Genomic DNA, 10,280 nt, shown 5'->3' on the forward strand with positions numbered 1-10,280 from the left:
GCTCAACGCCAAAAGATCAGGGACGCAGTAACAGGACGGAGCAGGGGCTGCCGGCCGGCAGTTCCGGCGCATACGGCAGCCGCAACACGAGGCAGTCGGAATGGGCAAGGATCTTCATCATCGAGGAATCCTGCTTGCCATAGGCATCTGCCACCAGCTTGCCCGCATCATTGCGGATAAGCTTTGCGCGCAAAAAATCCTGCCGCAAATCATTTGCCGCAAGCGTTCGCGCTGTAATGGCTTCCGCCTCGCGGTTGCGCTCCGGCAGATGTGCCAGCTTTCGCAGTGTCGGCTCGAGAAACAGCAGGCTGCAGACGAGGCTTGCGACAGGATTGCCGGGCAGGCCGAGCACCTGCATGCCACCCAGTGTGCCGACCATCAGCGGTTTTCCGGGGCGCATGGCGATACGCCAGAAGTCCAGTTCCATGCCGGCGGATTTCAGCACGCCCTGCACGAGGTCATGATCACCGACCGAAGCGCCGCCAATCGTCACCAGCACGTCGGCACCGGCGTCACGCGCGGCCGAGATCGCCTTTCCGATGAGTGCGGCGTCATCGGGCACGATGCCGAGATCGAGCACCTCGCAGCCATTGTCACGCGCCAGCGCGGCAACCCCAAACGTGTTGGAGGCGACGATCTGCGCCGGTCCCGGTGTCGTGCCGGGCTGCACCAGTTCGTCACCGGTCGCGAGGATCGCGACCAGCGGCTTGCGATAGACCGGAAGTTCGGCGTTGTTGGTGGCGGCAGCCAGTGTCAGCGTTGTGAAATCCAGCCGCGTGCCTGCTGTAATGACCGCCTCGCCCTCGGCAAAATCCTGCCCGCGTGGGCGGATATGGCGGCCGGCAGTGACGGCAAAGGTCGTGCGGATGCGGTTGCCGTCGAGTTTCTCGGCATCTTCCTGAATGAGGATCGTATCGGCACCTTCCGGCACCGGCGCGCCGGTAAAGATGCGGACTGTTTCGCCTGTGCCGATTCGGCCATCAAAGGCATGACCGGCGGCGGCACTGCCGATCACCGTCAGTTCGCTGCCGATCTCCGGCGCGTCAACGGCCCGTAGCGCGTAACCGTCCATGGCCGAAGCATCGAAGGGCGGCTGGGTGAGGTGGGCGACGACATCTCGGGCCAGAATACGGCCATCTGCCTGCGCAAGCGGCACCATCTCGATCCGGACAACCGGCGTGGTGAGCGCCGAAAAACGCGCCTTTGCCTCGGATACGGGCAGCAGAGCCGGTTTCATGGTGCCTCGCGTTGCCAGTCGCCGGATTTGCCGCCGCTCTTGGTCAGAAGTTTTATGCCGCCGATTTCCATGCCCTTGTCGGCGGCCTTGGCCATGTCATAGATCGTCAGGCAGGCAACCGACACGGCGGTCAGTGCTTCCATCTCGACGCCAGTCTTTCCCGAAAGTTTTGCTGTGGCGGTGACGCGCAGGCCGGGCAGGGCGTCATCTTCCTCGATTTCGACCGAAACCTTGGTCAGCATCAGCGGATGGCAGAGCGGGATGAGATCCGACGTTTTCTTGGCGGCCATGATGCCTGCCAGACGCGCCGTGCCGATCACGTCGCCCTTCTTGGCGTTACCCTCGCGGATCAGCGCCAGGGTTTCCGGCAGCATGCGCACAAAACCCTCGGCCGTCGCAATGCGGGTCGTCTCCGCCTTGTCGCCGACATCGACCATATGGGCTTCACCGGCGGCATCGATATGGGTGAGTTTTCGGTCGCTCTCGGTCATCTCTGGGCGGCCGCAGTAACAGCATCGCCTTTCAGCAGCAGCCGTGTGGCGGCGGTCACGTCGTCCTTGCGCATCAGGCTTTCGCCGACGAGGAAGGTCGAAATGTTCGAGTTCTGCAGGCGCAGGCAATCCTCATGCGTGAAGATGCCGCTTTCACCGACCAGCAGACGATCGCCCGATACCATCGAGGCCAGACGCTCGCTGACATCGAGGTTGACCTCGAATGTGCGAAGGTTGCGGTTGTTGACGCCGATCATCGGAGACGCAAGTTTCAGCGCCCGCTCCATCTCGGCCTCGTCATGCACCTCGATCAGAACATCCATGCCGAGCAAAAAGGCGGTGTCCTCAAGCGCGCGGGCTTCGTCGTCGGAGAGCGACGCCATGATGATCAGGATGCAATCGCCGCCCCAGGCGCGCGCCTCATGCACCTGATAGGGCTCGAACAGAAAATCCTTGCGCAAAGCCGGCAGCGCGCAGGCATCGCGGGCAGCCCCCAGAAACTCGGGCGCACCCTGAAAGCTCGGGCCATCGGTCAGCACGGAGAGGCAGGCGGCACCACCGGCTTCATAAGCCTTGGCCAGTGCCGGCGGATAGAAATCCGGGCGGATCAGGCCTTTCGAGGGGCTGGCCTTCTTGATTTCGGCGATCAGGCCAAATTCGCCGGCATCACGCTTCGCGATAAGTGCCTTGTAGAAACCGCGCGGAGCGGAAACGTCCCTGGCCATCGCCTTCAAGTCTTCGAGCGAGGTTTTTGCCTTGGCAGCAGCGATTTCCTCGCGCTTGTAGGCTTCGATCTTGCGCAGGATGTCGGTCATGCGCCGGTTCCTTCCTTGTCGGTATTCTCGTTGGAAACGGCAATCAGGCGGTCGAGCACGGCCGTGGCCTTGCCGCTGTCGAGCGATTCGGAGGCGACTGCCATGCCGTCCATGACATTGTCCGCCTTGCCGGCGATAACGAGTGCCGCGGCTGCATTGCAGAGCGCGATGTCGCGATAGGCATTGCGGGCGCCGGCGAGAACATCGCGCAGGGCAGCCGCGTTGACCACACCATCGCCACCCTTGAGGTCATCGATGACGGCGCGTGAAACACCAAAATCTTCCGGTGTCAGCTCGAAGCTGCGGATCGAACCATTTTCCAGCGCCACGACCTGCGTCGTGCCCGTGGTGGTGATTTCGTCCATGCCGTCGCCATAAACGACCCAGACCCGTTCCGAGCCGAGATCGCGCAGCACTTCAGCAATCGGCAGCAGCCATTGCGGGGCAAACACGCCGAGCAACTGACGTTTGGCACCGGCCGGATTGGATAGCGGACCCAGCAGGTTGAAGATCGTCCGGGTGCCGAGTTCGACGCGGCTGGCGGTGACATGCCGCATGGCGGCATGGTGCTTTTGCGCGAACATGAAGCCGATGCCGGCTTCCGAAATGCAGCGGCCGATCAGGTCCGGCCCGATGTCGAGATTGACGCCAAGCGTGCTCAGCGCATCCGCCGTGCCGGATTTCGAACTCTGGGCGCGGTTGCCGTGTTTGGCAACTGGAACGCCGGCCCCTGCCGTTATGATCGAGGCAAGCGTCGAGATGTTGTAGGTGCCGATGCCGTCACCACCGGTCCCGACGATGTCGACGGCGTCGGACGGTGCCGAAACCGGCACCATCTTGGCCCGCATGGTCGAAACGGCGCCGGCAATCTCGTCGACGGTTTCGCCGCGCACCCGCAGCGCCATCAGAAAACCGCCGATCTGCGATGGCGTGGCTTCGCCCGACATCAGGATGTTGAAGGCTTCCAGGGCTTCCGGCCGGCTCAGGCTCTCGCCGTTGGCAACCTTGGCGATGAACGGTTTCAGAACCGGCATGTCATCTCTCCTCGGTCCACGTTCAACGCATCGTTGCCAGAGCCTGCTCGGCGGCAGTCTGGTTGATCTGCACGCCAAAATCCTGTTGCAGGCGGGTCACCATCTGGTCGAGCATATCGTCACCAGCGGCACGGGCCATCTGCTGCACCTGCTGATCGTCGGCGCCACCGCCGGAGGCCGGCTGGTGTTCGACGCTGGTAACCTTCATCAGAAGGCGGCTTTCATTGTCGGCGGCAAGCGCGCTGGCGGTCGAATCGACCGGGCCGGCAAAGGCGGCCTGCACGGTCGGCTGGCCGAAGACGGCATCGGTGCTGGCGCGGCGCAGGCCCTGCTTGTTCTCGACGGTGATGCCGATCTCGCTGGCGATCGTTGCAAGCGGCTCGCCGCTGTCGATACGCTTCTTGTATTCGTCGGCCTTGGCGGCAAGCGCAGCCTTCTGCTGTTCGCTGGTCCAGTCGGCCACAGCCTTTTCGCGCACTTCCGCCAGCGGGCGATCACGCTCGGCAATCACGTCATCGACGTTGAACCATACGTAACCGGTATTGCCTAGATTGACCGGCAGGGTGTCCGCACCGATTTCCGCGCGAAAAGCTTCCGGCAGGAAATTGTCGGACTGGGGCAGGGTGGCAACGCGGTTGCCGCTTTCGTCATTGCCGCTCTGGTCAATGGTGACTGTCGCGGTCTTGAGTTTCAGCTCGTTAGCGGCTTCCTGCAGGGTGGCGCCGGTGCCGCGCAGGTCGTCGAAACGGTCATGCGTTGCGGTGAGGCTGCGCGAGGCGGCCGACAGCGCCAACTGGCCACGGATCTCTTCCTTGACCTCGTCAAAGGTCTTGGTGGTGGCGGGCTTGACGTTGCTGACGCGCAGGATGACAGCGCCAAACGTGCCCTGAATGGCCGGGCTGGTGCCGCCGGTGACCGGCAGCGCAAAGGCGGCAGCGCCAACCTTCGGGTCCGGCACCTGTTCCTTGGTGAACTCGCCGAGCAGAACGTCGCCTTCAGTCTTGCCCTGATCCTTCACCAGCTGGTCGAAGGTGACGGCACGCGAGGCAAGCTGGCCGGCGGCCGCATCGGCCATTTCCTTGGATGGGAAGGTCAGCTGTTCGATCGAGCGGGTTTCCGGCGTGCCGAATGAGTCCTTGCGGCGGTCGTAATCGGCCTGCACCTGTTCATCGGTAATCGAGGTCGGGTCGGCCACGTCGGACGGCTGCAGCGTCACATAGGTGACCTTGCGGTATTCCGGAGCGCGGTAACGCGCCTTTGCGCCTTCGAACCATGCGGCCAGAACGTCGTCTGCCGGCGCCTTGACCGGCGGAATGTTGGCATAGGAAAGGATCAGGTAATCGACCGCACGTGCCTCGTCGGCATACTGGCGCAGCGCATCGACCATGACGGCCGGCGGCGTGAACCCATCCGAAACGGCGTCGACGATCTGGCTGCGGACAGCGATCTTCTTGCGCTCCTTGATATATTCGTTCTCGTCGAGGCCGGCAGCCTGCAGACGCGAAGAAAACATCTGGCGGTCGAACTGGCCGTTGCTGTTCTTGAAGGCCGGGTCGTCGGCAACAAGAAGGGCGAGGCGGTCGTCCGACAGGCCGAGGCGCATGTCCGAAGCCAGCTGATCGAGTGCGGCGCCGGCTGCGAGCTGGCTGAATACCTGCTGGTCTATGCCGAAGGCGCGAGCCTGCTCCGCCGTCAGATGCGTGCCGAACTGGCGGCTGAGCTGCGACAGCTGGCGCTGCATGGCGAGGCGATATTCCTGCGGCGTGACGCTCTGGTCGCCCACCGTCATCACCGAGTTGCCGCCGGCCGGCGCCATGATAGAGGCCGAAACACCCCAGATGCCAAATGACACGCCGAGCAGCATAAGAAGCGCTTTGGCAACCCAGGAGCGGGAGGCTGTTCTGAGGGAATCGAGCATGGACTACATCACCTTGCGAATATTGTGCGCCGCCCTTTGAAGCCGGCCAGCGTCATTGAGAGATTGTCTCTAGAACAAACCGCTGCGGAAATGAAGGGATTGCGTGCAAAAGCGATGCACAGGTGTGTTATGCGGCCGAGCCATTCGATGCAGCACTGTCTGAACTGCCTTTTCGAGCCCGAAAAGCCGCTTCCGTGACCAGCGAGAACGGCAGGCCGATCGCCAGCGGAATCAGGAAATAGATCACCCGGAACGCCACCAGCGCGCCGATCGAAGCCTGATCGCCCATCACATGGCGCACGGTGACTTCCAGCACGCCAAGCCCGCCCGGCGCATGGGTGATGAGGATCGCGACATTGGCGAGCACGAAGGCGGTTGCCGCCTTCAGGTAACTGACGTCTGCCGAAGCCGCCATCACCTCGCGCAGACAGGCGGACACAAGCGCGAAATTGATCGTGCCGACGACGATCTGCATGACGGCGATGCGCCATGTCGGCATGCCAAACGTCCATTTCCAGATCTTCAGTGGTGCCCGAACTGTTGCAGCCAGGACGACATAGAGCAGGGATGCCAGCAACAGGCCGATGCCGATCGCCACCACCATGGTCTCGCTGAGGCGCAGCACGCCCGCCGTATCTGCCGGGTTGAGGATCATCACCACGCCGCCCAGAACTGCGAGCCCCAGCCCGACTGTGACGCCGGACAGAAGCACGATCTTTGCAACGGCCTCGGCATCCAGTCCCCAATGAGCGTAATAACGATAACGGATGGCGCCGCTGCTTAAGCCCGCCAGACCGACGCTCTGGCCGATCGACAGCGCCAGGAAGGAGGCAAGGGCGATTTTCGGGTAGCCGAGGCGGCCGCCGACATAAAGTACGCCGGCCCAGTCGAAAAATGTCAGAAACAGATAGGAACCGGCGGCATAAATCAGCGCCATTGCCAGATTGGCTGTCGGAATGGCCTGCACGGACTGGACGATGTCGGCAAGACTATACTGGCTGAGACCGGCATAAAGCAGATAACCGGCAAGGCCAAAGCCGACAATAATCATGGCCCATGCGAGAACCTGTTTTCCGCTCACGCTGCCACCTCCGTGGTCCGGCAAATGCGACTTGATTCGCACGGGCACGGCTCTCGATGGCGATGTGAAACTGGGGCAGTTGAAGCGATAAGCCGGGCGAAAAAGGTCGCCATATATATTTCTCCAGGAAGGAGACCGCTCAACGGCGGTTTGCCGTTTTTGTTCCATGATTGGGGCGTAGTTCGCCAGACGGGAGTGATGCCTGGAGAGATGCCACGAACGATGCCGGGAAATGTGCATCGTTCAGCGTGCGTTAATCAGAATATGTGCATCTTATCAAAATATCGCAGGGTTTCCGGTTTTCGAAACCGCGACTGGAACAGGACGTGTGCAATGAACAAGACAATTCGCGTCGCAATCATTCTGGCCCTTTCGGCCGGCAGCATTCTGGCGCAGACCGCGCCTGCCAGCGCCCAGTGGCGCGATGATGGTCCGCGCCGCTGGGATGACCGCCGTGGCCCGCCGCCACCACCGCCACGTCGCCATCGTGACAATACCGGCCGCATCATTGCCGGCGGTGTCGCGGCAGGCGTCATCGGCGGCCTGATCGGCGGCGCACTCGCCAACGGCAACAATGGCGGTCCGCGTTACATCGAGGAAGCCCCGCCGCCGCCACGTTGCTGGTATGAAGATCGCCGCGTCGGCAACGCCTATGACGGCGGCTGGCATATGGAAAGCGTGCGCGTCTGCAACTGAGTGCATGTTACTGTAAATATTGAACGCAGCCGGCTTTGTCAGCCGGCTGTTTTCGTTTGTGCTTCATGGAAATGGCGAGTGCCCCAGAGCGTCACCGTGCTCTACGCGGCTGACACTATCAAGATATCAGCACGCCGACGTGACAACTTGTGAAACCTTTGGCTTCATCCGCCGTTGAAGCCGCCATGGATAAATCAGAGCTCAAGCCGCACCAGGCAGACGTCATCGATCCCCATGCTTCTGGAAAGGAGCATCCGAGGGAAGAGCAGGGGGAGGCCGAGCTACCACCTCCGCCGGATATCAGCGAGACCGATACCGGCATGACGCCGGAAGACATTGAGCGCGCCCGCAGAAAATACCTGCTCCGCCGCTTCTGGATCAGTGCGCGCGGGTATTGGAGCCGTCGCGGCGACGGCATTGCCTGGCCCTTCTCGTTGGGTTTGTTGGCTTTGATCTGCATAAATGTCGGTTTTCAATACGGTATCAACGTCTGGAACCGTGGCCTGTTCGACGCCATCGAACAGCGTGACGCGCCGACAGTCTACTATCTCGGTGCATTGTTCCCGCCACTGGTTCTTGGAAGTGTCGGCATTGTCACATCCCAGGTTTATGTACGGATGTTGATCCAACGTCGCTGGCGCTCCTGGCTGACGAAATCGACGATTGCGCGCTGGCTTGCCAATGGCCGCTATTACCAGTTGAACCTGATCGACGGTGATCACCAGAATCCGGAGGCACGCCTCTCGGAAGACATGCGGATCGCCACAGAGGCCCCGGTTGATTTCGTTGCGGGCGTTGTCGCAGCCTTCCTGTCCGCATCAACTTTCATCGCCGTATTGTGGACGATAGGTGGAGCGCTTACGGTTTCGTTTGGTGGCTCCGAAATCACCATTCCGGGTTTCCTTGTTGTGGCCGCGGTCCTCTATGCGGTCATCACCTCGACGTCCATCGCGTTTATCGGACGCAGGTTCGTGCAGGTGTCGGAAGTGAAGAACCAGCTTGAGGCGGAGTTTCGATACACGCTGACGCGCGTGCGTGAAAACGGTGAAAGCATCGCGCTTCTCGGTGGGGAGGAGGAGGAGCGCAATGATCTCGACAGGAGATTTGGCGCGGTGCGCCAGCAATGGCGAAAGCTGGCCAGCCAGTACATGCGCACGACACTCGTTTCGCACACGTCCCTGCTGGTTGCGCCTATTGTCCCTGTCCTGCTTTGCGTGCCGAAATTTCTCGATGGCAGCATGTCGCTGGGGCAGGTGATGCAGGCGGCATCCGCCTTCACGATCGTGCAGGGGGCTTTCGGATGGCTGGTCGACAACTATCCGCGTCTGGCGGACTGGAACGCTTGCGCCCGCCGCGTCGCGTCTTTGATGATGTCACTCGACGGACTTGAGCGGGCAGAACAAAGTGACACGCTTGGGCGCATTGCCCGCGGAAACACCGAGGGCGAAACAATGCTCACGCTGCGTGACCTCTCGGTCAAGCTTGGCGATGGCACTGCCGTCGTCAAGGAAACGCATGTCGAGATCGAGCCCGGTGAACGCGTTCTCGTTGCCGGCGAGTCCGGTTCGGGAAAGAGCACGCTGGTGCGGGCGATCGCAGGACTGTGGCCATGGGGCAGTGGCAGTGTCAATTTCCACCCCGAGAGCCGATTGTTCATGCTGCCGCAAAAGCCATACATTCCAACCGGCACACTTCGTCGTGCGGTATCCTATCCACAGTCGGCGGATGTCTGGAGTTTCGAAGATATCGCCGCCGCCCTTGAGAAAGTGGGCTTGGGTCACCTCGTGGACAAGATCGAAGACGATGCGCCGTGGGATCAGACATTGTCCGGCGGCGAGAAGCAGCGGCTCACATTCGCGCGGCTTCTGCTGCACAATCCCGACATTATCGTCATGGATGAAGCGACTGCCGCACTCGACGAAAAGAGCCAGGACCGCATGATGGAGATCGTTACCGAGGAACTGCCCAAGGCAACGATCGTCAGCGTGGCCCACCGTCCAGAACTGGAAGCATTCCACAGCCGCAAGATTACCCTGGAGCGCCGTGACGGTGGCGCGCGGCTGGTCAGCGATGTCGATCTTGTCCCTTACAAAAGCCGATCGCGCTCGCTGCTGCAACGGGTGGTCAAGCGCACGCCATGGCCGAGGGCGGGTTCAACCTCGAAATGACGGCTATGGCATCAGTCAGCAGATGGTGGAGGCGCCGACGATCGGCGAGGTGATCTGCGTATAGCATCGGGACATGCCAAAATCTCCAAAGTGAAGCCATTGAAATTACTGGCATGTCGCACTTGGAAATAGAATGTGCCCGTGTGAATTCATGCTGAAGTGTGACTTGCGGGCCTGATCAAGCTAACCGGCATAGCGCATCTGGGCGAGCAGTTTCTTGCGAAAGACCTCTGCCGGCGTTCGATAGCCGAGGCATTTGCGTGGCGTTCCGTGTCTGTTGCAGATCTCAATCAGGTCGGCGTCGGTCACGGACAGCGGATCGACCTCTCTCGAAAGCCATTTTCGCGCTCGTCGGTTTGTGTTTTCGACGGTGCCTTTTTGCCAGGGCGATTGCGGGTCGCAGAACCATGTCTGTGTGCCTATGCTGGCCTGCAGATAAGGCCAGTCGGTAAACTCCGTGCCGCGATCGAAGGTGATGGAGCGACGCGCAAGATGGGGCAGGGCCTGCAACGCCTGAACGAGGCCATCCATGACCGGCCGGGATTGCCGATCATTGTTGCGCAGGAAAATGGCGAAACGACTCACGCGCTCGACGAGCGACGTCACATTGGCTTTCCCAAACTTCTTTCGAAACTGGATGAGATCGCATTCCCAGTGCCCGAACTGCTTCCGGGAAGCGACAGTGTCGGGGCGGCGCAAAATGTTGAGTTCTGGGCTAAACCGTTGACCATGCTTGCGTCTGGCATGGCATGGCGTGGTCGGCGTCGGGCGCGATGCTCGGGCAAATGTCGCCACAACTTGATCGCCTGACCATCGGCCGAATACGCGAACTTGTAGATC

Annotated in this window: 8 protein-coding genes and 1 pseudogene; 2 read left to right on the top strand and 7 right to left on the bottom strand. The window is 61.3% G+C overall.

Annotated elements, in window-relative coordinates; translation table 11 throughout:
• Positions 1 to 16 precede the first annotated feature (16 nt).
• The 6 genes from glp to EDF70_RS12745 form a co-directional block, all read right to left on the bottom strand.
• Positions 17 to 1,237, bottom strand: a complete 1,221-nt coding sequence (gene glp / locus EDF70_RS12720) for a gephyrin-like molybdotransferase Glp (protein ID WP_132273653.1) — start codon at positions 1,235 to 1,237, stop codon at positions 17 to 19.
• Positions 1,234 to 1,728 carry a cyclic pyranopterin monophosphate synthase MoaC gene (moaC, locus tag EDF70_RS12725; RefSeq protein ID WP_132273654.1) on the bottom strand — a complete coding sequence of 165 codons (495 nt, stop codon included), beginning with the start codon at positions 1,726 to 1,728 and terminating at the stop codon, positions 1,234 to 1,236. Before moaC ends, glp begins: the two co-directional genes overlap by 4 nt.
• Positions 1,725 to 2,543, bottom strand: coding sequence for an indole-3-glycerol phosphate synthase TrpC (trpC, locus tag EDF70_RS12730; RefSeq protein WP_132273655.1), 819 nt, complete (start codon positions 2,541 to 2,543; stop codon positions 1,725 to 1,727). Before trpC ends, moaC begins: the two co-directional genes overlap by 4 nt.
• Positions 2,540 to 3,577 carry an anthranilate phosphoribosyltransferase gene (trpD, locus tag EDF70_RS12735; RefSeq protein ID WP_132273656.1) on the bottom strand — a complete coding sequence of 346 codons (1,038 nt, stop codon included), beginning with the start codon at positions 3,575 to 3,577 and terminating at the stop codon, positions 2,540 to 2,542. Before trpD ends, trpC begins: the two co-directional genes overlap by 4 nt.
• Positions 3,578 to 3,599: 22 nt before the next feature.
• On the bottom strand, positions 3,600 to 5,495 hold the full coding sequence (locus tag EDF70_RS12740) for a peptidylprolyl isomerase (RefSeq protein WP_132273657.1): 1,896 nt from the start codon (positions 5,493 to 5,495) through the stop codon (positions 3,600 to 3,602).
• A 127-nt stretch (positions 5,496 to 5,622) separates the two neighbouring features.
• Complete coding sequence (locus EDF70_RS12745) at positions 5,623 to 6,546, bottom strand: YbhN family protein (RefSeq protein WP_132273828.1); 924 nt, start codon at positions 6,544 to 6,546, stop codon at positions 5,623 to 5,625.
• A gap of 363 nt (positions 6,547 to 6,909) precedes the next feature.
• Here EDF70_RS12745 and EDF70_RS12750 point away from each other — a divergent pair, with 363 nt between their 5' ends.
• On the top strand, positions 6,910 to 7,272 hold the full coding sequence (locus EDF70_RS12750; RefSeq protein ID WP_132273658.1) for a hypothetical protein: 363 nt from the start codon (positions 6,910 to 6,912) through the stop codon (positions 7,270 to 7,272).
• 185 nt (positions 7,273 to 7,457) lie between these two features.
• Complete coding sequence (locus tag EDF70_RS12755) at positions 7,458 to 9,440, top strand: ABC transporter ATP-binding protein/permease (RefSeq protein ID WP_132273659.1); 1,983 nt, start codon at positions 7,458 to 7,460, stop codon at positions 9,438 to 9,440.
• 183 nt (positions 9,441 to 9,623) lie between these two features.
• Here EDF70_RS12755 and EDF70_RS12760 read toward each other — a convergent pair.
• Positions 9,624 to 10,280: pseudogene (locus tag EDF70_RS12760) on the bottom strand (IS30 family transposase); the annotation flags it as partial.

The organism is Neorhizobium sp. JUb45, assembly GCF_004343585.1.
Classification (GTDB): Bacteria; Pseudomonadota; Alphaproteobacteria; order Rhizobiales; family Rhizobiaceae; genus Neorhizobium.

What these genes read in the sequence shown, in the direction of transcription:
- EDF70_RS12750 (WP_132273658.1), top strand. Translation starts at nt 6,910, where the DNA reads ATGAACAAGACAATTCGCGTCGCAATCATTCTGGCCCTTTCGGCCGGC.
- trpD (WP_132273656.1), bottom strand. Translation starts at nt 3,577, where the DNA reads ATGCCGGTTCTGAAACCGTTCATCGCCAAGGTTGCCAACGGCGAGAGC.
- glp (WP_132273653.1), bottom strand. Translation starts at nt 1,237, where the DNA reads ATGAAACCGGCTCTGCTGCCCGTATCCGAGGCAAAGGCGCGTTTTTCG.
- moaC (WP_132273654.1), bottom strand. Translation starts at nt 1,728, where the DNA reads ATGACCGAGAGCGACCGAAAACTCACCCATATCGATGCCGCCGGTGAA.
- EDF70_RS12745 (WP_132273828.1), bottom strand. Translation starts at nt 6,546, where the DNA reads ATGATTATTGTCGGCTTTGGCCTTGCCGGTTATCTGCTTTATGCCGGT.
- trpC (WP_132273655.1), bottom strand. Translation starts at nt 2,543, where the DNA reads ATGACCGACATCCTGCGCAAGATCGAAGCCTACAAGCGCGAGGAAATC.
- EDF70_RS12740 (WP_132273657.1), bottom strand. Translation starts at nt 5,495, where the DNA reads ATGCTCGATTCCCTCAGAACAGCCTCCCGCTCCTGGGTTGCCAAAGCG.
- EDF70_RS12755 (WP_132273659.1), top strand. Translation starts at nt 7,458, where the DNA reads ATGGATAAATCAGAGCTCAAGCCGCACCAGGCAGACGTCATCGATCCC.